This window comes from Spirosoma aureum, assembly GCF_011604685.1.
Lineage (GTDB): Bacteria > Bacteroidota > Bacteroidia > Cytophagales > Spirosomataceae > Spirosoma > Spirosoma aureum.
The window spans coordinates 4598285-4621375 of the sequence record NZ_CP050063.1 but is presented as its reverse complement, the minus strand read 5'-3'; the positions used below and the strand labels follow the sequence as shown (position 1 = coordinate 4621375).

Genomic DNA, 23091 nt, shown 5'->3' with positions numbered 1-23091 from the left:
CCATGACACCGGAAAGACGCCTTAACCAACTCGAACCAATAGTTGCGGATATTGCTCAGAAACAAGATCGAATGATCGGACAGATGGGCGCCATAGCCAATGAGATTGCTATTATCAAAACAGACATAGCAGAAGTTAAAATCGATGTACTTCGAATAGAACGTAAAACAGACAAAACAGCTTCTGCCTTGGCTAATCTGACAGTTGAAGTACGCAAGGGCTTCGAACAGGTCAATAGTCGGCTTACTTCAACCGAAGGGGATATCTCAGTTTTAAAGAGCGATGTATCAGCCTTAAAAAGTGATGTATCAATATTAAAGAGCGATGTATCAGCCTTAAAAAATGATGTATCAATCTTAAAGAGCGACGTCTTAACTTTAAAAAGTGATGTATCAATCTTAAAGAGTGATGTATCTATTTTAAAAAGTGACGTATCTACTTTAAAGGTTGATGTCTCTGTTTTAAAAAGTGACGTATCAGCTCTGAAAAGCGACGTATCAGAAATAAAACTGACTCAGCATGTCATTTTAAAATTATTACAGGAGCGACTAGGTTAGTTCGTTTCGTTTAATGCAAAAGCGAATGCCAAACTGTTAGGTCATTCCCTTTTGCATTAATAAGCATGCACTTCTATAACTAGGCTCGTAATGCTTCCTCTTCTTCATCTAATCCGGCGCCGGTTACTCCCTCTGTAATAGGTTTATGCCCCGAAACATTGGGTTTTTCGCCAGTTGGGCCAGGGCCGCTTCCATCAAGTGCATATGCAATTGAGTCAGCAAGATCGTCGGGAGCAATTTTTGCGGGCTCAGGAGTTTGTTCTACGGCTTTGGGATAATGCGCCGATGGATCGCCTGCCCCTTGATCAATTACTTCTTCATCTGCTTTAGGGTCGTTGTCCATACCTGACGGAACCTTGCTTGAGCTGCTGCCAGTAGAATCAATAGAATCTGGGATGAAATATCGCATGGCTATTGATGAAGTTGGTTCTCATCTATAACCAGTAAAATGGGTTTGCTGTTTAACAATATCCTTATTCTTCAGCCAGTTTACGGACAAGTATCTTATCAATACGACTCTTATCCATATCAACAATTTCGAATCGAAATGCCTGCCAGACAAAGGATTCACCTGTTTGAGGGATGTCTTTTAGAATATGCAGTGCAAACCCGCCCAACGTATCAAATCCGGTAAGATCACGCCGGGCCTGAGCGGTAATATTGATCGAAAAGTATGAAACAAAATCCTCAAACGGCAACTGAGCATCAATTAAATAGCTCCCATCATCGCGGGTTCGGATTTCGTAGTCCGAATGCGAATCGTCATTGATATCGCCTACCAAAACATCCAGAATATCATTCAGCGTTACGACCCCTAAAACGCCACCATATTCATCGACAATCATGCCGACATACTGCTTTCGCTCCCGGAAACGCTCGAGTACCTGATAGGCCCGGTTATTCTCAGGCACAAACAACGCTTCCCGTTTAATATCATCCAGCTTTGTCAGTTCAACGTCCAGATCTTTACCAAGAAAATCTTTTGTGTAAATCAGGCCGACCACTTCGTCTACACTGCCGTTACAAAGCGGATAGACAGAATGCTTATAATCCAGAATTTTAGCTTTGTTTTCGGCGGGTTCATCTTCCAGATCAAGGTAAATAATCTCCTGACGGTTCGTCATCAACGACGTAATTTTGCGGTCACCGAGTTGAAAAACATTCTGAACGATTTCCTGCTCAATTTCTTCAATGGCTCCTCCTGACGTCCCTTCCTGAATTAAGCTTTTGATTTCTTCCTCCGTCACGGCACTTTCATTCGGTTTGATATTCAGGATTTTTAGCAGAACATCACTCGAAACCGTCAACAGAGCAATGAAGGGTGAAGTCAATCGCGACAATAAAATCATTGGTGCAGCCATTGTTTTCGCAATGCCTTCAGGATTTGACAACCCAATGCGCTTAGGAACCAGCTCACCAAATACCAGCGACAGGTATGTTAGTAATAATAGCACCAACACAACGGCAACTGAATGAGCGTAAGGCCGAATGATCTCAATTTGGGCAACAAAATTCTGAACATCATCGGTCAGCTTATCGCCCGAAAAAATACCAAGCAAAATCCCGATCAGCGTAATGCCAATCTGAACCGTTGACAGGAATCGATTGGGAGAATTCGACAGGTCGAGGGCTACCTGCGCTCTACGATCTCCATTTTTAGCAGCCGTTTCCAGCTTGGATTTACGGGAAGAAACAAGGGCGATCTCTGACATGGAAAATACCCCATTCAGAATCGTCAACAATAAAATTATAAGGATTTCCACAAATGGGAATGGTTGGCTTGACGCAAAAATAGTAAACGGAAACTGTTTATAATGGTTTAATGGTGCAAGAGACCGTTGGTTTTTGCTATTTTTACCCTTCGAACCGCATAATTCCCCAATGATTGTTTTCATTAACGACCGCCCAATCCGGCTCGTTGGCCCAAAAGCCACATCGCAACTCACCAGCTCGTTGAAACAGGAAGCTTTCGGCGATTATGATCGTATCGTTGACGCTCGCCTGGATGTGCTGAAAGTGGATGTGTTACAGGGTCATCTTCTGGTGCTTAATACAACCCCAGCCACGGTTGAGAAAATTCTTGCATTGCTACAGAAAGCAAAGTCGGACCATCTTTTGTCAATAACACTTGGATGCCTTGACAAAAGCGCCTGTGAAGATGCGATAAAAAAGCCCTTTAGGATCATTAAAGCCGCTGGTGGCGTTGTTTTTAAAGGCGATAAAATGCTGTTGATGTTTCGGCGGGGTGTCTGGGATTTGCCGAAAGGCAAATTAGATGATGGCGAATCATCGCGTCAGGGTGCAGCCCGTGAGGTTGAAGAAGAAACGGGGGTTCGCGTATCATTGGGTGAACGGATCTGTACCACCTGGCATACCTATGCCTTAAATGGAAACCGGATATTGAAACGCACTAAATGGTACCGAATGGCCGTAGTTGACGATAAACGAATGGCTCCGCAGGAAGATGAGGGAATTGAAAAGCTAGCCTGGCTCGATCAGCGACAGACGAAGTTAGCACTTACGAATTCATTCAGTTCTATTCGTTTTGTAATCGATACTGTTAACCAGTCGGTTGATCAATCAATGGATAATTAAGTAAACTGGATAGCATGGGGACTAAACAATGATCTACTCAAAGTAGCAGAATTTGGATGTAATTATCCTCATAAACTACCCAATTGACTCCCTATAAACATCCTCTGAAATTTAAATTTCAGAGGATGTTTTTTTATATGAACAGGTAGAATAGTATTTTTTGACAGCAGCGTACTTACTGTTCTAGTCAATCCTATTTTCCGTTCTGGTTCACATTCTTTTATGAATAACCTTTTTTTTACGGTTGCCTGCCTATTAACCGCGCTGGCTGCTCATGGCAGTACTGGCGCTGCGCCGACCGATGCTCCTCCCTCTCGTTCAACTCGTAGTTCGTCAAAAGCAATTGTTGCCTCTGACCTGAAGCTCCCGGTCGGCTTTTCAGCAACTATCATGGCCGAGGGGTTAGGATCAACGCGACACCTGGTCATTACGAAAACGGGAACTATATACGTGAAGTTATCCAAATTAAAGGATGGCAAAGGTATTTATCGATTACGCGACACCGATAAAGATGGCGTCATCGACGAACAGGTTGGTTTTGGCGATTATCCGGGCACTGGTATTTACCTGAAAAATGGCTACCTCTACACCTCATCGAACACGAGTATTTTTCGGTACAAGCTCAATGATAAGGATGAAGTTATCAATCCTGATCAACCCGAAAAGCTTGTGTCGGGTCTGATGGCACACACCAGGGATCTGTCAAAATCAATTGTCGTTGACAATCAGGACAATGTATATGTAAATGTGGCTTCTGATAACGATGCCTGCCGTGACGCAGGAACAGGCAAAGGTTTAATGCCCTGCCCCCTGCTCGATTCAGCAGCGGCCATCTGGCAGTTCAAGGCGAGCCGGACCAATCAAACCTATGCCGATGGTGTTCGCTACGCTACCGGACTTAAAAACGTAGTTGGCCTTGACTGGAATCAGAAAACCAACTCTTTATTTGTTATGCAACACGGGCGGGGCCAGTTCCACGACTTTTATCCGCAATATTATACGCCCAAGCAAAGTGCTGAGTTGCCCGCCGAAACGATGTATGAGGTCCATCGGGGTGATGATGCTGGCTGGCCTTACATCTATTACGATCATATTCAGAAAAAGAAAATTCTGGCTCCCGAATATGGCGGTGACGGCAAAAAAACGGGCGGTGAAAAAACAATTAATCCGTTGATGGCTTTCCCGGCACACCTTGGCCCTAATGGTTTGTTGTTTTATACCGGAACAGCTTTTCCTGAAAAATACCGCAATGGTGCCTTTATTGCCTTTCATGCCCAATCGGCGGAGTTGCATAAAGGATATATGGTCGCCTTTGTACCCTTCAGGAATGGAAAACCTTCTGGAAACTGGGAGATCTTCGCCGATAATTTTGCGGGAACCGACCTGGTTAAACCAACCGGCCCCGTTCAACATCGTCCATGTGGGCTGGCACAAAGCGCTGATGGCTCATTGTATGTAACAGATGATTTAAACGGAACGCTGTTTCGCATTGCTTATAAAGGGGACGCAAACAGCGCAAAAAAGCCTTCCTCACGAACAAGGGAATAAACAACTTATAAACAGACTCCTAAAACCAGAAGCGTGTTTTGTCAGTATTACTCCTGTATCGCTTACAGGTCAATCACTGACAAAACACGCTTCTGGTTTAATAATGGTTAATCTAATTTTTAGCCTGCACGGGCATGTCTTCCAGTTGCGCGTAGCTTAACTTCCAGGTTCCATCATCCCCCTTTTTCCAGAGAAGGATAAAATTCCCTTCACCGATACCATGCGGCAGATCCGGACTGGCAGGTAATACATCAACCGAAAATGTCCCGGCTTCATAAGCAGTTTTCTTATCGATACCCGAACTTACTACATTTGTTTTCAAATCAGAAAGCGTTGGCAGTGTTTCCTGAACCCACTTTTTCGAGACTTCCGATTTACCCTTAAAATGCGTATTACCCTGTACGAAGTCCACATCTTCGGCCAGATAGCCAGCTATTTTGTCCGCATTTTTCGTGTTCCAGGCATCGATAAATTGGCGATTAAGGTCCTGAATATTTACGGCATCACTTGTACAGGCCGTAAAAAATAGAGAACCGATTATAATCAAAAGGAATGATTTCATGACTGTTAAAATTTATGGCACGTTCCCACCTGGTCGTGTCGTGCCCTTATTTAGGGCACGACACGACCAGCGAGAAAGTCCTGTTAAAGGAATGGTGTTTTTATGTGAACAGCTGACTACCAGCTTTTTCGTCTGTATTCCGAATCGCCGTAGGCCGTCGACTCGTCACCGAAGGATTCATTAGGCAGATAGCCCTGTCTCAAAATATAGGAGGATGGTGATCCCTTAGGGCTATATAGTGCCGTTGGCTGGACAACTGGTGCCGCCTGAGTGGTGCCATTCGTGCGATTTGTTGCCACGTAAGGCTTCAAGTCCGTACTGGCAGGATCAGAAACACGGGCAGCGGCTTCTCGTTCGGCTTCGGCGCGGGCAATTGCCTCTCGTTCGGCAGCGGCTCTGGCAGCAGCTTCTCTCTTGTTCTTATTATCTATAACTTTACCAACTCCATAACCAGCAGCACCACCGACAACACCACCAATTACGCCACCAACTACCCGGTTACGCTTGTTGATAATGGCTCCCGCGGCTCCACCAACACCGGCACCAATGGCTGTACCTTTTGCCTGTGGACTCCAGCGTTTTTTCTTTTGTTTACCCACCGCGTATCCGGTAGCTCCTCCAATTACGCCACCAACTACCCCACCAACAGCAGGGTTACGCTTGTTGATAACAGCACCAGCCACCGCTCCAACTCCTGCGCCTACTACAGCACCCGTTGTTTGTGGAGCCCAACCCAATCGGGTCTGTGCATGGATCGAATGGCCCAGAATAGTGGCCAGTAAAATCAAGGTTAGTTTATTATGAATCGTTTTCATATCCGTGAATTTTAGTGAGATGTTAGCAGATTGATCTGTCCTGACAATCAACTCGCCATTCTCCTTACTTGTTTACTCTTAGAATAACGTAGAGCGGGTTGGTTTAATGTATGAGTCAATAAGAAGCCTGATTTTTAGCCATTTGAACCGATGAGTCAATATTCGGTGCAGAGTACTGGCGAGCACTACCCAAAAATCAAAAGTCTTGTAATCAGCAGATTATCGTCAATATCCCAGCAAATCCAATTCTGTGGTTTCAAGAATCTCGACCCGTTTGCCCATCTTTTTCTGAATGATTTTAAAGTGATGTTCGTCGTCAGGGCAGATCAGCGAAATCGCTTCTCCTTCCGATTCAGCGCGACCCGTTCGGCCAATTCGGTGAATGTAATCTTTGGGCGATCGGGGTAATTCAAAATTGATCACATGGGGCAATAACTGTATATCAATACCTCTGGAAATAAGGTCGGTAGCGACTAGTACAGTCAAGCGACCCGCCTTGAATTTTGTTAGGGCATCTGTTCGGGCACCCTGGGTTTTTCCGCTATGGATAGCAGCCGCCTGAATGCCATTTTTGTTTAGCTTGGTAACCACGTTGTCTGCCGTTCGGGTAGAGGAAACAAAGACCAGCACCTGCTTCATAGCTCCCGATTTAATCAAATACCGCAACAACGGCCCTTTCCGTTCGGGATCGACACGATAGGCGATTTGCTTAATCAAATCCAGATTTTCAGCTTCTTCTACAACCTCAATTTTAACTGGATTTCGCAACACGTTTTTATTGATCGTTTCTATAGCATCGCCCAATGTGGCCGAAAAAAGTATCGTTTGCCGCCGGGTTGGCAACAGTTCAAATACCTGGTTCATTTCGTCGGCGAAACCTAGATCAAGCATTTTATCAGCTTCGTCGAGTACAAGAACCTCAACTGCCGACAACTGGACAGCATTTGATGCGATCAGATCCAGCAACCGACCGGGAGTTGCCACAACGATTTCGGCATCCCGTATCGCTATCATCTGTGGATTAATGGATACGCCCCCATAAACGGCCAACGTTTTAACCTGCCGGGGAATTTTCTCACTAAATGCCTGGAATACATCAGCGACCTGAATAGCCAGTTCGCGGGTAGGCACCAGAACAAGAACTTTAACAAGGTTATTTTTGGCCAGTTGCCGGCGTAGAAACAGCTCCAGGATTGGCAGCACGAAACTTGCCGTCTTACCCGAACCCGTTTTAGCGATTCCTAGAATATCTTTCCCATGCAGAATAGCGGGTATGGCATCCTGCTGAATCGGATAGGGTTTGGTGTAATTCTGGGTTGCTACTGCTTTCAGGAGTGGCTTCGACAAGCCGAGTGACGAAAAAGGCATATGAATTTTACTTGGTGAATGAATGATTGGTGAGCCGTTTCCAGCCTTTATTTTACCTCAATGCCTTTTCTGATGCATTAGCATTGAGGTAGTCCGTTGTTGACTGACTGTTGCTGTCCAGATGCGTACGTGGATTGTCCACAAACGGACAGCAACTTTATATTTACCAGCAAAAAATGGCTTTTCTGAACAGATTTAGCCATTTTTCTTCTTTGGCAAGCGCTTTGCACTACTAAATGAAATGAACTCAGCCAGTTTGCTGAACCTATCTTAACCTTAGACTAATGCGATAAAACGACCCGGGCGAATTTGTGGCATTAATTCCATTACTCGATACGGTCGATACCCTTTCCAGAGGTAAACAAAGCATTATGAAATACAGAATCTGTGTTTTATTCTAAGAACAGTAAACAGCAACTATGATGGTTTCTTCGCATGCAAATTGCCGATACTGGCTGCTACTTGCCGTTAGTATGCTGGTTGGTTCAATGCCGGTTCTGGCGCAATCCAACTCCAATTTCTCAACAACAGACACCAGCCCAATTGACTCCTCAGGAGCTTACTGGAAACTTCGAACCGATTACAAAACCCGGACCACCCATATTCAATTCTTTAACACAGCGCACCAGGTCATATACGAGGAGAAACTACCCGGACGATATGTCAAATTAACCCGGCGCAATGTCCGTCTGTTCGATGAACTATTAGATCGACTTACCAACCGTCATCTGCTTGATTACCAGATTGAATCTCATGACTTACTCGCGAGTAATTCCGCCCAGTTTTCGCGCTCTGCCGGACATTCGACCCCTACTACTGTTCTGGAAGCTTCCTCGTTACAGAAAGCAGACCTTACATTTTCGGCAAATTCGGTCGTAACTGACTTAGGCAAGCTGGTGCTGTACTGCACCAATCCCGAACATATCCCAATCTATATTACCCTAACCGATGATGCGCAACAGATGGAATATTACCGAGAACACAACAAATCCCTCGAATACACGCGCTATTTTGATATCAACCAGCTACCGGTTGGAAACTACCGGCTTCAGATCAAACATCCCGATCAACTGACAGTCTTTCAATTAACGGTGAAACGGAAAGGAGATCGGTATAGTCTGAATAAAGTTGAGTAAGCACCCTTCACCTGCTGACGGGCTATTTATTTTTCTTGCCACTCCGCTTGATGGGTCTTCCGTACTTTAACATCTTTTCGGCGGCATGATCGCGCCGAACATTTACCTTCTTGTTTTTCGCAATTTTCTCATGAAAAGCTGGTCCCACATCTTCACGTTTGGGTTCCTTAACCTCAATCGTTTTCATGTACACTTTAGGCTTCTCATCGTCCGTCAGTTCGTCCGAAATTGTGAGTTTTTCGGGCAGCGGCAACCGCGGAACCTGGTAATTCATGAGCGCTTCAATAGCCGCAAGTTTCTCTTTTTCGGCTTCGGTAATGAACGTAATGGCGATACCTTTTTTGTCGGCACGTCCGGTTCGTCCAATGCGGTGAATGTAGCTCTCTGGCACGTCCGGCGTGTCGAAGTTGATGACATGCGATACGTTGGCTACATCGATGCCGCGCGCAATGATATCCGTGGCAATCAGAAGGCGATACGTACCTGACTTAAATTGCTCGACGGCATTGAAACGGGCATTCTGCGATTTATTGGAGTGAATAACCCCCAGTCGTTCCGAATAATCGGATTCTAACTGCTCATACAATTGATCGGCCAGTTGTTTGGTCGCCGTAAAAACCAGGACTTTATTCATGGTCGAATCCTGCTCTACCAGCAATCGCAACAGATTAACCTTCGTATAAAAATTCGGCACTTCGTAGCCCGTCTGTTCAATATTTTCCAGCGGAGTGCCAACCGGAGCCGCTTCTACCCGAACAGGCTTATTAAAGTAGGCATTGACCAGTTGGTCTACATCGTCGGTAAGGGTAGCCGAGAACAACAGGTTCTGCCGCTTATGGGGCAACAAGTCCAGAATAATTTTTAGCTGGGTACGAAATCCAAGATTCAGCATTTCGTCGAACTCGTCGATCACGAGTTTCTTGATAGCTTTCGTTTTTACGGCCCCATTCAATAGTAAGTCGGCCAGGCGTCCGGGCGTGGCTACTAACACATCGATCCCCTGTCGAACCTCCGCGAGTTGGGTCTTCATATTGACGCCACCGTATACACCAACCACGACCAGATTCATGTATGTTGTCAGTTTTTCTACCGCTTCAACAACCTGAACGACCAGTTCGCGCGTTGGAACGATAATCAATAACTGGGGGAGTTTTTCCTTCGAAAATTGAAATTGCCGAAGACAGGGCAACAGATAAGCAAATGTTTTTCCCGTTCCCGTCTGGGCAATTGCGCACACATCCTGACCCGACATAACGACCGAAAATACCTTTTCCTGGATCGTTGTAGGTGTTGTATACCCGAGATCGCTTAATGCATTCAGGAGGGGTTTATTCAGATTCAGTTCGTCGAAATTCATAGTCATACTGGTCAAATAGACTACGAAGGTAGGGCTAATCTTTAGTAGCCCCCGCATTTTGGGCTACTTTTACAGTATGATAACCCCTCAGCAACAAGCACAGATCCTGACAAACCTGGGTATTTCGGCTTTAAACCCCATGCAGGAAGCCGCCCAAAAAGCGATCCGGCAAGATAACGATACGTTTTTAATCGCCCCCACCGGTTCAGGAAAAACCGTCGGCTTTCTGTTACCTATTCTTCAGCTACTCAGGCCTGAGCAGAAAACTGTACAATGCCTCATTCTGGCTCCTTCCCGCGAGTTGGCCTTGCAGATTGAGCAGGTCTGGAAAAAAATGGCAACGGGTTATAAAGTAAATGTTTGTTACGGTGGTCACCCTGTAGAAACTGAAATCAGGAACCTGAGCAATCCGCCAGCCCTTCTGATTGGCACGCCGGGCCGAATCGCGGACCACATTACCCGCCGGTCGTTTTCGCTGGAAGGCATTCATACACTTGTTCTCGACGAGTTCGACAAGTCGTTGGCGCTCGGGTTTCATGACGAAATGGACTTTATAATCGGTGGGTTACGCAACCTCCGGAAACGCGTGCTGGTTTCGGCAACGTCGGGCATCACTATACCTGATTTTATCCGGCTCAAGTCACCAACCAAACTGACATTCACGGCTGAGAACGACGAGTCATCAGGCTTAACCATACAAGTTGTCTATTCAGAATCGAAAGATAAACTGGACACCTTATTTGAGCTGCTTTGTTCCCTCAATTCAGAAGCGGCATTGATTTTCTGTAACCATCGGGATGCCGCCGAACGCACCAGCGAATTACTGGCCGAGCGGGGTATTCATTCGCTCGTATATCATGGCGGTATGGAGCAGATCGACCGCGAACGGGCATTGATTCAATTCAGAAACGGAAGCACCAGGTATCTGGTAACGACTGATTTAGCGGCTCGTGGGCTCGACATTCCGGAAATGAAGTATGTGATCCATTATCACTTACCCTTGCAGGAACACGAGTTTACGCATCGTAACGGGCGAACGGCACGTATGCACGCATCAGGAACAGCCTATGTGATTTTGTTTCGCGATGAACCTCGCCCAACATACCTGGATGCATCGCTTGACGAGTTTAGATTATCAACCGAAAAACAACCTGGAGAACCAACTCTTCCCAGGCCACCCGACTTTGCAACGCTTTATATCAGTGGCGGCAAGAAAAACAAACTCAACAAAATTGATATCGTGGGTTTTTTCTCCCAAAAAGGGCATCTGGACAAAGGCGATTTAGGACTCATTGAAGTCAAAGATTTTATTTCATTTGCCGCCGTTAAACAGGAGAAAGTTCAGGCGTTATTAGCATTGATTAGTCAGGAGAAAATGAAGGGCAAAAAGTATAAAATTGAGGTAGCGCGGTAAAAAACTAGGTACTCAGTTGAATAGAATAGAACGGGTTTGGTCTTTCGATACTGTTCCTGACGTTGATAAACGCTCACATTCATCGCAAATGACCAAGCTTTTCGTAATTATCGCTATTGCCTATATTTTCGTTACCCAAATCGCTTTCGCCCAATCGAAACTAGATAGTCTTTTACCCGTCCGTGGATTTTGCATTGCGGCTCCACAGCCTAAACAACTGGATACATTCATCAAGTTTATCGACGAAGAATTGGCTCCCCGGCAAGTCAATACATTGATTTTGAGAGTTGATTTTAATTATCAATTTGATAGCCACCCCGAGCTTCGAGACAGTATTGCCTTGTCGAAGCGAGAGGTAAAAAAACTGGTGAAGGTTTGTCAGAAAAACCATATCCGTCTGATTCCCCAGATTAATTTACTTGGCCACCAGTCCTGGGCCAGCACAACGCATAACCTGCTTCGCGTATACCCTGAATTTGACGAAACACCCCACGTCAAAATGCCTGACAAATACGTCTGGCCAAATGCTGATGGGCTCTATTGCAAGAGTTACTGTCCCTTGCATCCGGGCGTTCATAAGGTTGTTTTTGAGCTGGTTGACGAAATCTGTGACGTATTCGAGGCCGATGCGTTTCATGCGGGTATGGACGAGGTGTTTTTTATAGGCGACGATAAATGTCCGCGCTGTTCGGGTCGTGACAAAGCCGAATTATTCGCTGGCGAGGTTACGGAAATCAGGAATCATCTGGCAAAAACGAACCGTAAACTCTGGATTTGGGGCGACCGATTGATCGACGGAAAAACTACCGGCATCGGCATGTGGGAAGGTAGTTTTAACAATACGTACCGAGCAATCGATTTGATCCCAAAAGACGTGATGATCTGCGACTGGCACTATGAACGCCCTGACCTAACGGCTGTTTACTTCGCCACGAAAGGACTCAGCGTGATTACCTGCCCCTGGCGAAAGCCAGATTTTGCCGTCACGCAGACGCAGGATATGGTCAAATTCCGAAAGTCGGTCACACCCTTAATGAAGGAACGGTTTCAGGGCATGATGCAAACGGTCTGGTCGGGTGCTGGTCCGTTTCTGGATGAATTTTACGGTGTAAAAGTGAATACGGATGCAGGCAACAATACGCAGGCAAATTGCTTCAAAGCGCTGTACAATGAGATAAAAAGACTAAACGAGGCTCAATAACTTCCACAACATGGTATCTGCTCAACCTCAATCCACGACAGTAGATCTACTGCTAAAACGAGTGTTTTCCATTGATGTTTTTCGGGCGTTAACCATGTTGACGATGATTTTTGTAAATGATCTGGGAACATTATCGGGCATACCAGTCTGGCTTGAACACGCTCATGCGGATCAGGACTTTCTGGGTTTTGCTGACACTGTTTTTCCCTGCTTTCTGTTCATTCTGGGCATGGCGATTCCTTTTTCCATCCGCCAGCGTCTCAGCAAAGGGGACTCGCGTGCGGCAATCATTCAGCACATTATCATTCGGTCGTTTGCCTTGCTGGTGATGGGTGTCTTTACGGTCAATGTGCCTGATCTGAATGCCAATGCGACCGGCATGAGCTCGGATTGGTTTCAGATTCTGATGGTTACCGGATTTTTTCTCATCTGGAATCAATATCCGAATCGGGAAGGTATCCAGAAAATCGTTTTCATCGGCCTGCAATTGCTGGGCGTTTGTCTGTTGATAGTCCTGGCCGTTATTTTCAAAGGCGGCCCCGATACGAATCTGGCCCGGATGGTACCACAATGGTGGGGCATTTTGGGCCTTATCGGCTGGACCTATTTAACCTGCTCGATCCTTTATTTATTTCTTTACAAACAGCCGCCTTTACTGATTGTTTCCTGGTTTTTCTTCACCCTTTTAAGCATAGCGGGCCATGCGGGATGGCTGCACACGGTGTGGCCTGATGGTCCGCGCACCTGGATTCCGGACAATGGCGCATTCAATTCATTTGCCTTTGCCGGTATTCTGGCCACACTTCTTTTGATACGTTCACAGCAAACAGATAAAACACAGCAGTTACCTATACTTTATACCGGAATTGGTATCTTATTCCTCGGAGCAGGCTTCTTGGCCCGAAATTTCTTTATCATCTCAAAAATACATGCTACTCCTACCTGGATTTTTCTTTGCTGCGGTATCGCATTTATAGTCTACGCGATAACCTATTGGCTGGTTGATCTGAATGGAAAAGCACAATGGTTTGATGTGATAAAACCCGCCGGAACCAGCACGCTAACCTGCTACCTGATCCCTTATCTGTTTTATAGTTTCGTCAGTCTGGCCGACATTTCGCTACCTGAATCATTAAAAACCGGCCTAGTTGGGCTACTAAAATCACTTTTGTTTGCTTTCCTGACTATAGGTATTACAGCCGTTTTAGGTAAAATGAGAATAAAATTAAAGTTGTAAATATGCCTTATGATTAATTTCTTACCCGTTTCCCTCTCCTGATTCAGGTGAGGGAAATAGTTTCTCATTTTTTACAAACCTGATTTTAAGAACCGACAAACTCATTATTTACTTTAACTTCACATCGTCTCCCGGATTTCAACAAATCCATCCGCATCAAAAACGGGGCAGGTTTTTATCAAGCCAATCACTTCGTCAAAATCAGTAGCTTTTAGAAGTAAATAACCACCGACGATTTCCTGTCCGTTTACCTGATATAGTCCTTCAGAAACCTGAGGCCCTATATGAGTTGGGCGCATCACTTTGCCTGACAGCGTTAATGATGCTCCGCCTTTCCAGTGGTCTTTTTCCAATAAATTGCCGATCCAGGCTTTCCAGTCAAGCTGGTGCTGACGCGTTTCCTCTGCCGAGGGAATTGTTGACCGACCGTCTGGTTCACGAATCAAGATAAGATACGTTTTCATTGGATTAAAATCGTTTATGAAATAAGTTTACCAGGGTGTTTCTCCGGTTTCGCTAAAAAATCGCCCGGTGGGTCCGTCGGCATCCAGTGCTGCAAAACTGGCTACAAAACGACCTGCCTGATCGACTGGTTTATAGCCAGTATGGTGATTGAAATCCGTAGCTGTATAGCCCGGATTGACACTATTGACCTTAAACGGTGTGTCTCTCAACTCCTTCGCCAGCATGACGGTATACGCGTTAAGGGCTGATTTTGACGGTGTATAAGCAGCTGGACTCAAGCCATAAAATTCATAATCCGGATTCGAATGGTTGCCCAATGACCCCAGATCACTGCTTACGTTCACGATTCGGGGCGCATCCGATTGTCGGAGCAAGGGTAGAAACGCCTGCGTTACCTGAATTACGCCAAAGACATTTGTGTCAAAAACAGTCCGAATGATCTCAATGGGTGTTGTCGACGCAGCCTGCGGAAACGCTCCTGAAATACCGGCATTGTTGATCAATCCATCCAGCGATGAGCTTTTTTCGGCAACCTGTTCAGCCGCTTTTTTGATGGATTCGGGTTTGGTCACATCCAGCTCAATAAGTGCCAGATTGGTTAAACCCCGTTTCTGGAGTTCTTTTATGGCTTCCTGGCCCAGTGTCAGATTTCGGCAGCCCAGATAAACAAAATACCCTAAACGGACTAATTCGGCTGCAGCTTCCAGCCCGATGCCTTTATTGGCACCGGTAATCAATACAGTTTTCATGAAAGTTGGTTTAAGGTTGCGAGAGTTGTTGAAGAACAGCGTGGGTATCTCGGATACTCCAGTGCTCGATGTATTTCCCTTGTTGCAATCGGATAATGTCAATCACTGGGAAAACAATGGCTTTACCTGTAGCCGGAATGCCCATAAACATGCCGAGATGGGTGCCATGAAACGCTTTCCGGGTAACGACTTTATCCTCTTCGGCAACCTGGTCGTAAATTTCGACGCGCAAATCCGGGAACGCCGGGCGCAATACGTCGATAATGAATCGAATGACACCATCTTTTCCCGACGGCATCCCAGCGGGAGCAGTGTGATTGATAAACGTAGTGTCGATTAGTTCCTCGAATACGGCAAGGCGACCTTCTTCAATCGCTTCCTTGTTGAAACGGGTAACAATGGCCTTGTTTTGCTCAGATTCTAAGCTCATACTATTTCGTGCTTGTTGAGGTCACAAAACTACAGGCTCGATCAGGCGCGGTTATTGACCGGATGACGGTTTCAATGGTACATTTCGCGGATCGTTGTCCGGAAGGTAGTCGGAGTCTCGCCCGTCAGGCGTTTGAAGAACCGGTGGAAGTAGGCTCCATCTTCGAAACCCAGTTGCCAGGCGATTTCTTTGGCCGACAGGTCGGTATGTAACAACCGGCGTTTAGCTTCCAGCACCAGTCTTTCGTGAATATGCTCAATAGCCGTTTTTCCGCTTTGTTGTTTTATTCGATCGTTGAGGTGGCCGGGTGTTAAGTTTAGCAGATTCGCATAGTCGGCAACTTGATGAAGTGTATCGAAATGGCTGTCGATACTGGACCAGAATCGCTTCAATAAACTACGATCAGGTGAGCTATGATCGGCCTGAAACTGCTCCGTATATAAACGACTCAGGTAAATCAACAGCACATTGACATACGAGTGCAGCATGTTATTTCGCCAATTCCGCTCGGTATTGAACTCTACCAGCATTTTACCGAATAAATCGTCCAGAAATTGCAGGTTCTCCGGCGTCAGTTTCATTTCGTGTGCATTGTCGGGATTCTGAATAATCGGGAGCTGTCGGAGCGACCGATTTTCTTCCATCTGAATGTATTCCTCCGTGAACGAAAGAATTATTCCATCCATCGGTTCGACTTTTTCCTTAACCTGTACTTGTTGTGGAACCGAAAAATAGATTGTATTGGACTGGAGCGTATACGGCACAAAATCAACCCAGTGGCGGCTCGTGCCCTTCCGGACCAGACACAAAAAATAATAGCCCTTACGATGCGGCACCAGAAAATTTGACCGGTGCCGACGAATTTCGTTGTTGGATTCTACGATCTCAAATACTGTATTGCCAAAACTGCTACTTTGCTGTAGTGAATAGGTAGGGATCGCTACATCTTTTTCCTGGGCAACAATCATTCGTTTAGCTGATCAAGGGTAGTTGGAATCAGGCAAGAACACAGGGCTTTTGCTTTACTCGAAAACCTACCTCGTCTCTGAACAGTTTCTTAAAACAGACCATTCTCTACTAAATTATCGCCAATGCTTTCTCCTTTTTATTTAACACCTATCGTCCAGACACTACTTGGAACCTGGTTTATTTGCAGTACAAACTTCCCAATGTGGCTGAAAGGCGACAAAACCAACCCTACCTTCACGTATTCAGTCAGCGACATAAAAGCCGAAACGACTGTTTTGCTGGATGAAGTCAAGTACCAGAAAAAGGGAGAAACCAAAACACTCACAGGCTTCGATTATCAGTCAAAAAACGATTCGTCAACCTATACATGGCGTGGCAAAGGGGTTTTAGGTTTACTACGCAGCAAGTGGCAGATTGTTCTGCAGGATCCCAATGGGCAATGGGCAGTTATCTGGTTTTCAAGAACTCTTTTTACGTCGGAAGGGGTCGATATTATTAGTCGGACACCTCAACAACTTCCCGAAAAAACGCTCAATCATATCAAATCGTTGATGGCCGATAATCCGCTGCTGGCCAAACACCTGATCACTATGCGCGAGCTATCCAATAAGTGACTGAAAATTTGACTGATAACTGGGCAAAATCAAAGACACTTCTCACACGTAGCCAGCACCGAATCGTGACTTTATTTTCACTAACACCGCTACCCGAATGAAGTACACAAGGATGCCAATTGAAATCGAATCGCCGGAAGAAATAGGCTATTCAGCCATCCACTACAACCTGGCCGAAAGCTCTGTTCGGGATATTCAACTAAGTGATCTGAACCTCCGGCTGGATGATTTGCTGTTGTGTTATGGCCATCACCGGGGGCATCCTGAACTACTCGATTGTATTGCCAGCGAGAGCCCACTTCTTCAATCAGACGATGTGCTGGTTTGCAGCGGTGCCGCTACGGCTTTGTTTATTATTGCCACCACGCTACTCAGCGAAAAAGACCATTTAATAGTCGTTCGTCCCAATTACGGAACCAATCTCGAAACACCCAGGGCTATCAACTGCGCGATGAGTATTGTCGAACTGACGTTTGACGAGCGCTTTGCCCTGAATGTGGATCATATCCGACGCGCTATTCAGCCTAATACCCGACTCATCAGTATTACCAATCCGCATAACCCAACGGGTACCGTTGTTCCAGAAAATATTCTGAATGAACTGATTAACCTGGCAGAAGCGCATAACTGTTATCTTCTTGTTGACGAAACTTACCGCTATCTGAATTTCCAGACCCCGCTTCTCCCCTATCTGGCCGAAAAAAGCAGAAACGTCATTTCGGTCAGTTCACTCTCGAAGGCGTTTGGCGTGCCGGGCATTCGCATTGGCTGGATCATTTGCCGCGATGCTGCATTAATGCACCAGTTTCTGGCAGCAAAAGAGCAGATCTTGATCACTAATTCGGTTGTAGATGAACAAATTGCGCTGAATATTTTACAAAATCAGGCCAATCGGCTCAGAGAAACGCATCAGCGCATCCGTACCAATTTTAACATTACACGCCAATTCTTCTCCGAAACACCTTATCTTGAGTGGGTAGAGCCAACAGCCGGTGTCGTTTGCTTTCCGCGTTTAAAAGCAGGCTACTCAATCAATACGAACGACTTTTACCAGTCGCTGTATACTCATTATCAAACCCTTGTAGGACCAGGCCATTGGTTCGAACAGGATATGATCTACATGCGCATCGGGTTTGGCTATCCCACTGCCCATGAACTGCGAACTGGCTTACATAACGTTGACCGTTGTCTGGCTGAGCATCTAAAATGATCGGGTAATCCCTTATCGACCCGTTGACAGGCTATGTCCGGCGGGCTTTTTTACGTATTATTAAGGAGAATTGCGAAATATTTTCAGATGGTATTCTGCAACTCTCCTTAATAACAACCTGAAAACTAGCGCTTAGGATGGATTTTTCGAAGTACAAAAAAAGTACAGCATCAGTATGGGCCGGTGAGACCGATCCGTTTACCAATGGAGCCGTTACAACGCCAATTATCAATAGTGTTGCTTTTGCGTATGATGACCTGGACGAGTGGCATAAGGTAGCAACCGGTAAGGCCGATGGCTATATCTATAGCCGAAATACGAACCCTACCGTACATGTACTCGAAGAAAAAATCCGAATTCTGGAAAAAGCCGAAGCAGCTACGTCTTTTGCAACCGGTATGGGTGCCATTAGTAACACATTATTTGCTTTGTTGGCTCCCGGCAAACGAGTGGTTTCCATCAAGGACACGTACGGTGGGGCCAGCCGACTCTTTCTTGACTTTCTTCCCCGATATCAAATACAGGCTACGCTTTGTGGGACAACTGACTTCGACGAACTAGAAGCCGAAATTGCCAAAGGTTGTGATGTACTTTATCTGGAAACACCGACAAATCCCACACTCAAGGTTGTCGATATAAAACGGCTGTCGGCCGCGGCCAAAAAAGTAGGTGCCATTACCGTTGTCGATAACACATTTGCGACCCCGATCAACCAAAATCCTTTGGCATTGGGTGCTGATCTGGTCATTCATAGCGCCACAAAATTTCTTGGTGGCCACTCCGATGCGATGGGTGGTATCTTGTGCGGCACCAAAGCACTAGTCGAGAAAGTCTTCCAGTTTCGGGAAATTAATGGGGCCAGCCTGCAAGCCGATCCGGCCTATATGATTGCCCGTGGCATGAAAACCCTGGAGTTACGAATTGAGCGCCAGAACACATCAGCACTGACTATAGCTCGCTATCTGAAGGCACATCCGAAAGTCAGTGATGTGTTTTACCCCGGCCTCGAATCACATCCCGGTCATGACATTGCCAAAGCGCAGATGTCGGGGTTTGGTGGCATACTCAGTTTCTCGCTGGTTGGCGGGTATGAGAATGTCAGGAAATTTTTACCACAGCTCCAGTTTGTGCATCTGGCAGCCAGTCTGGGCTCAGTCAGTACATTAGCGGGCCCTCCGAGAACCACGAGTCATGTTGAACTCACGGAAGAGCAGCGCTTGTTGCTGGGCATTCCTGAAAGTCTGATCCGGTATTCGGTCGGTATCGAAAACGTAGAAGATCTGATCGGTGATTTAGACAATGCCTTGGCCTCTCTATAACCAACTATGCACCCATGTATCATTTCTATCGATCTTTGGTGGGATGCCTGTTAGCAGTACTTATGCTATCCGTTATCAGTTCGGCACAAGTCATTCAGCCTCCTCGCAATCCGAACACTGCCGCTTTACTGGCCCGAATGGATAAAGCAGCCGAAGCGCTGACGGCAAAGGTAATTGACTGGCGACGAGACATTCATCAGCATCCCGAGTTAGGCAACCGTGAGGTGCAAACGGCAGCTAAAGTAGCCGCACATTTGAAGTCACTCGGCATTGAGGTGCAAACCGGCGTTGGAAAAACAGGTGTCGTTGGCCTGCTCAGAGGGAATGCGACAGGACCTGTTGTTGCCTTACGGGCTGATATGGATGCACTTCCGATCACCGAACGAAATGATCTATCCTTTAAATCGACGGTTACAACAGATTATAATGGGAAAACTACGGGTGTCATGCATGCCTGCGGTCACGACTCCCACGTTGCCATGCTGATGGGTGCAGCCGAAGTACTGTCATCCGTACGAAGTGAATTGCACGGCACGGTCAAGTTTATCTTTCAACCCTGCGAAGAAGGCCCTCCATCCGGCGAAGAAGGAGGAGCCAAGTTAATGGTGAAGGAAGGAGTGCTTGAGAATCCGAAAGTAGACGTCATTTTCGGACAGCACATTTCATCCGGAACTGAGCTCGGTTCCTTCACCTACCGCCCTGGCAGCGTCAGCGCCGAAAATGACATCTTCCGAATAACGGTACGTGGCAAACAAAGCCACGGCGCAGCTCCCTGGACCGGCGTCGATCCGATCGTTACGGGTGCCCAAATTGTGATGGGTTTACAAACGATCGTAAGCCGAAATTTAATGCTCACCGAACATGCAGCCGTACTCACAATCGGTGCCTTTCATGCCGGAAATCGGGAAAATATTATTCCCGAAGAAGCAACCATGATTGGCACTCTTCGCACCCTCGACACTACCATGCGAAATACCATGTATCGACGGATCAGGGAAGTTGTAACAAATATTGCCGAAAGTGCGGGCGCTACTGCCGAAGTTAGCATTAGTATGGAGGATGCCATGCTGGTTAACAATAAAGAACTGACGGCAGCGATGGTTCCGACGTTACAGGCATTGGCCGGTACATCCAACGTGGTGCTGGTTCCGTCGGGTATGGGTTCAGAGGACTTTGCTTATTTTGCGCAGAAGATTCCGGGTTTCTTTTTTAGTACCGGTGCCCGGCCCAAAGGTGTTAAATCAAATCAGGTAGCTCACCACTCTCCCAATTTTCAGATTGACGAAACTAGCTTCGATCTGGGCGTAAAAGCCCTTTGCCACCTAACTGTGGATTATATGGAGCAAAAAGTTAAAAAATAATGCAATTAGGACTTTCAGGTAATCCTCAACCTGCACTTACTCGGCAGGGAGGATCACGGCCTTAGACTGCCTTGTTGCATCTGGTAATCTGTAAAGCAAGTAGCTGACCAAAAGCAGACAGACAATATCAGCAACAATCCCCGTCTGAAAAGCATACAGGTAGCCATGACCACCGCCATGGTTTGACTGTAATGTCGTAAAAAACAGGCCGCCTATTAAACTCACCCCAAGAGCCGAAGCCGTTTGCTGAACGGTAGAATAGACTCCGGATGCGGCTCCGGCAAACTGGATTGGGATACTTTTAAGTGCCATATTTAACAGGGATGGCAATACAAAACCGCTCCCAAATCCATAGGGAATCAATAGCAGAAGAAGGGTCCAGCGAGGTAAATTCAGGGTAAACAGGTTTAGTTGCAGAAACAGCATGATCAGCATCAGGAACACACCCATTTGTAAAACGACCTTCCCGCACCGCACGACTAGTCTGATCGATAGCAGAGAAGAAATCATGAACCCCAGACCCCATAACACGAAGTTCAGCCCAGCCTGATAGGGTGGAATACCCATTCCGTTCTGAAAGTACAATGTACTAATCAGTAAATGAGAAGTATGCACCATGAAAAAGAACAAGGTAGTGAACAGCGCTATGTTAAAATCCCGAAACTGAAAGAGGTCCATGTTGATGAGTGGTGCCTGATCTTTTTTTAGTTTGCTCCGCTGATGCTGAATGAAATAGTAAAAAATACCCCCGGAAGCAATCAGCTGACAGATTGTCCACCAGGGCCAGCCCATTTCGCGACCCTGAATGAGTGGATAAATCAAACAAACAAGCGCAATAGTCAGTATACCGGTGCCAGCATAATCAAACGACTGAGTACGATTACTCGCGGTTTCGGGCAGATAGATCGTTGCGGCCAGTAGCGCAAGCAGGCCAATGGGTAAGTTGATAAAAAAGATCAATCGCCAGCCAGCAATGGCAAAGTGACTTTCGGAGAAGTAACCCCCTAAAAACTGGCCCGTAATCGAAGCGATACCGAGTGTAAGACCGAAAAGACCAACGGCTTTGGTTCGCTCCGTAGGCTGGGCAAAAAGTACCTGAATATAAGAGATGGTTTGTGGAACCATGAAGGCTGCACTAATTCCCTGGGAAAACCGGGCCAGGTTGAGCTGAAGGGGCGACTGGGCCAGTCCGCACAAACAGGATGTGAGTGTAAATAGGGCCATTCCCCACATAAATACTTTTTTGCGGCCAAACAGGTCGCCCGCTCTTCCACCCGTAATCAGAAATGAAGCATAACCAAGCAGATAACCTGCAATGACCAATTGCACCTGTGCATCCGTTGCCCGAACGCCAGCTTTAACGGCTGGAATGGCCACATTCACAATAAACACATCGATGACAGAAAGCAATGGCGCTAATAAAACCACCGCAAGCGCGATCCATTTTGACTTTTGTTTTTCCATATTGAATAGACCGTTCTGTCTATATTTGATAAAAAAATAGGACACTTCTACAGCGTTCGATTGACCCGACTAATTAAAGGAATTTTTCTACAATAGCTCTTCCACTAACCAGACCTGAAGAGTTTTTCGTAATGGCACCAGTTGTAGCGCCACCTTCCAGCAACAAAAATACCATATCTGTAAGCTGCTCATCAGTTAGCAGATGTTCATGATTTATCTGCTTCACAAGGTGGCTAATATAGTCCTTCAGGCGTTCCTTCTGAGCTTTAACTACTTCAAGTACACTGGTTTCTGTCCGACTCACTTCGGCACTGATCTTGATAAACTGGCACCCGCCAAAGCCCGACTTTTGCTGTCGCCCGATACGATGATCGAATAAGCCCAGTAATTTCTCTTTCGGATCAGCGATCGGTTCTAAAAATGCGTCAAGCTGGGCAAACCAGATTCGTTCAGCTTTCTCAAGATATGCCAGTAGCAATGCCGTTTTGGAGTCAAAATGATTGTAAAGCGACGCTCTGGCAATTTCCGCTTCATCAATAATTTGATTGATCCCCGTGAGGTTATACCCCTGCTCATAAAAAAGCCTGGAGGCTACGTCAATTATCCGGTCTTTTACCACTGACTCTTTCATGACACAAATGTATTCCATTATTTTAAATAGACAAGTCTGTCTATTTTTTTCTTTAATTCTAAAATAGCATAGATCCTATAGCAGCACAA

23 protein-coding genes are annotated in these 23091 nt (G+C 46.1%); 11 read left to right on the top strand and 12 right to left on the bottom strand.

All coding sequences use genetic code 11. From position 1 onward, the window contains the following. Positions 1-2: 2 nt before the first annotated feature. Positions 3-557: a hypothetical protein gene (locus G8759_RS18205; RefSeq protein WP_167210428.1), complete on the top strand. Its 555-nt coding sequence runs from the start codon at positions 3-5 to the stop codon at positions 555-557. A gap of 79 nt (positions 558-636) precedes the next feature. Here G8759_RS18205 and G8759_RS18200 read toward each other — a convergent pair whose 3' ends face one another. Continuing rightward, the gene (locus G8759_RS18200) at positions 637-966 is read right to left on the bottom strand and encodes a hypothetical protein (RefSeq protein ID WP_167210425.1); all 330 of its coding nucleotides are present in this window, start codon (positions 964-966) and stop codon (positions 637-639) included. A 64-nt stretch (positions 967-1030) separates the two neighbouring features. Then, positions 1031-2320, bottom strand: coding sequence for a hemolysin family protein (locus G8759_RS18195; protein ID WP_167210423.1), 1290 nt, complete (start codon positions 2318-2320; stop codon positions 1031-1033). Between the two features lie 118 nt (positions 2321-2438). Here G8759_RS18195 and G8759_RS18190 point away from each other — a divergent pair, with 118 nt between their 5' ends. After that, a complete protein-coding gene (locus G8759_RS18190) occupies positions 2439-3152 on the top strand; it encodes an NUDIX hydrolase (RefSeq protein WP_167210421.1) in 714 nt (237 codons plus the stop codon). A 222-nt stretch (positions 3153-3374) separates the two neighbouring features. Continuing rightward, a complete protein-coding gene (locus G8759_RS18185; protein WP_167210419.1) occupies positions 3375-4700 on the top strand; it encodes a PQQ-dependent sugar dehydrogenase in 1326 nt (441 codons plus the stop codon). Between the two features lie 112 nt (positions 4701-4812). On the opposite strand, the gene G8759_RS18180 is transcribed toward G8759_RS18185, so the two are convergent. The 3 genes from G8759_RS18180 to G8759_RS18170 all read right to left on the bottom strand — a co-directional run bounded on the left by G8759_RS18180 (position 4813) and on the right by G8759_RS18170 (position 7445). Next, the gene (locus G8759_RS18180; RefSeq protein WP_167210417.1) at positions 4813-5262 is read right to left on the bottom strand and encodes a YybH family protein; all 450 of its coding nucleotides are present in this window, start codon (positions 5260-5262) and stop codon (positions 4813-4815) included. 116 nt (positions 5263-5378) lie between these two features. Then, the gene (locus G8759_RS18175; protein ID WP_167210415.1) at positions 5379-6077 is read right to left on the bottom strand and encodes a YMGG-like glycine zipper-containing protein; all 699 of its coding nucleotides are present in this window, start codon (positions 6075-6077) and stop codon (positions 5379-5381) included. 225 nt (positions 6078-6302) lie between these two features. Then, positions 6303-7445, bottom strand: a complete 1143-nt coding sequence (locus G8759_RS18170; RefSeq protein WP_167210413.1) for a DEAD/DEAH box helicase — start codon at positions 7443-7445, stop codon at positions 6303-6305. Between the two features lie 419 nt (positions 7446-7864). On the opposite strand from G8759_RS18170, the gene G8759_RS18165 reads away from it, so the two are divergent. Then, positions 7865-8581: a hypothetical protein gene (locus G8759_RS18165; RefSeq protein WP_167210411.1), complete on the top strand. Its 717-nt coding sequence runs from the start codon at positions 7865-7867 to the stop codon at positions 8579-8581. Between the two features lie 22 nt (positions 8582-8603). Here the strand turns inward: G8759_RS18165 and G8759_RS18160 are convergent, their stop codons facing one another. Then, positions 8604-9938: a DEAD/DEAH box helicase gene (locus G8759_RS18160; RefSeq protein ID WP_167210409.1), complete on the bottom strand. Its 1335-nt coding sequence runs from the start codon at positions 9936-9938 to the stop codon at positions 8604-8606. A 76-nt stretch (positions 9939-10014) separates the two neighbouring features. Here G8759_RS18160 and G8759_RS18155 point away from each other — a divergent pair, with 76 nt between their 5' ends. From G8759_RS18155 to G8759_RS18145, 3 genes are all read left to right on the top strand, one after another. Next, the gene (locus tag G8759_RS18155; protein ID WP_167210407.1) at positions 10015-11352 is read left to right on the top strand and encodes a DEAD/DEAH box helicase; all 1338 of its coding nucleotides are present in this window, start codon (positions 10015-10017) and stop codon (positions 11350-11352) included. Positions 11353-11440: 88 nt separating this feature from the next. Then, on the top strand, positions 11441-12553 hold the full coding sequence (locus G8759_RS18150; RefSeq protein WP_167210404.1) for a family 20 glycosylhydrolase: 1113 nt from the start codon (positions 11441-11443) through the stop codon (positions 12551-12553). A 10-nt stretch (positions 12554-12563) separates the two neighbouring features. Beyond that, positions 12564-13790 (top strand): DUF5009 domain-containing protein, encoded by a 1227-nt coding sequence (locus G8759_RS18145; protein ID WP_167210402.1) that lies wholly within the window; start codon positions 12564-12566, stop codon positions 13788-13790. Positions 13791-13909: 119 nt separating this feature from the next. On the opposite strand, the gene G8759_RS18140 is transcribed toward G8759_RS18145, so the two are convergent. The 4 genes from G8759_RS18140 to G8759_RS18125 form a co-directional block, all read right to left on the bottom strand. Then, complete coding sequence (locus tag G8759_RS18140; protein ID WP_167210400.1) at positions 13910-14254, bottom strand: YciI family protein; 345 nt, start codon at positions 14252-14254, stop codon at positions 13910-13912. A gap of 27 nt (positions 14255-14281) precedes the next feature. Continuing rightward, a complete protein-coding gene (locus tag G8759_RS18135) occupies positions 14282-15004 on the bottom strand; it encodes an SDR family oxidoreductase (protein WP_167210398.1) in 723 nt (240 codons plus the stop codon). 10 nt (positions 15005-15014) lie between these two features. After that, complete coding sequence (locus G8759_RS18130; protein WP_167210396.1) at positions 15015-15434, bottom strand: ester cyclase; 420 nt, start codon at positions 15432-15434, stop codon at positions 15015-15017. A gap of 71 nt (positions 15435-15505) precedes the next feature. Continuing rightward, positions 15506-16402: an AraC family transcriptional regulator gene (locus G8759_RS18125; protein ID WP_232073858.1), complete on the bottom strand. Its 897-nt coding sequence runs from the start codon at positions 16400-16402 to the stop codon at positions 15506-15508. Positions 16403-16525: 123 nt separating this feature from the next. On the opposite strand from G8759_RS18125, the gene G8759_RS18120 reads away from it, so the two are divergent. The 4 genes from G8759_RS18120 to G8759_RS18105 all read left to right on the top strand — a co-directional run bounded on the left by G8759_RS18120 (position 16526) and on the right by G8759_RS18105 (position 20907). Beyond that, positions 16526-17017, top strand: coding sequence for a lipocalin/fatty acid-binding family protein (locus tag G8759_RS18120; RefSeq protein ID WP_167210394.1), 492 nt, complete (start codon positions 16526-16528; stop codon positions 17015-17017). 97 nt (positions 17018-17114) lie between these two features. Further along, positions 17115-18227: a pyridoxal phosphate-dependent aminotransferase gene (locus tag G8759_RS18115; protein ID WP_167210392.1), complete on the top strand. Its 1113-nt coding sequence runs from the start codon at positions 17115-17117 to the stop codon at positions 18225-18227. A 137-nt stretch (positions 18228-18364) separates the two neighbouring features. Continuing rightward, positions 18365-19546, top strand: coding sequence for a cystathionine gamma-synthase family protein (locus G8759_RS18110; protein ID WP_167210390.1), 1182 nt, complete (start codon positions 18365-18367; stop codon positions 19544-19546). A gap of 62 nt (positions 19547-19608) precedes the next feature. Next, positions 19609-20907: an amidohydrolase gene (locus G8759_RS18105; protein ID WP_167210388.1), complete on the top strand. Its 1299-nt coding sequence runs from the start codon at positions 19609-19611 to the stop codon at positions 20905-20907. Between the two features lie 36 nt (positions 20908-20943). On the opposite strand, the gene G8759_RS18100 is transcribed toward G8759_RS18105, so the two are convergent. Then, the gene (locus G8759_RS18100; RefSeq protein WP_167210386.1) at positions 20944-22371 is read right to left on the bottom strand and encodes an MFS transporter; all 1428 of its coding nucleotides are present in this window, start codon (positions 22369-22371) and stop codon (positions 20944-20946) included. Positions 22372-22444: 73 nt separating this feature from the next. Beyond that, positions 22445-23002 (bottom strand): TetR/AcrR family transcriptional regulator, encoded by a 558-nt coding sequence (locus G8759_RS18095; protein ID WP_167210384.1) that lies wholly within the window; start codon positions 23000-23002, stop codon positions 22445-22447. Positions 23003-23091 lie beyond the last annotated feature (89 nt).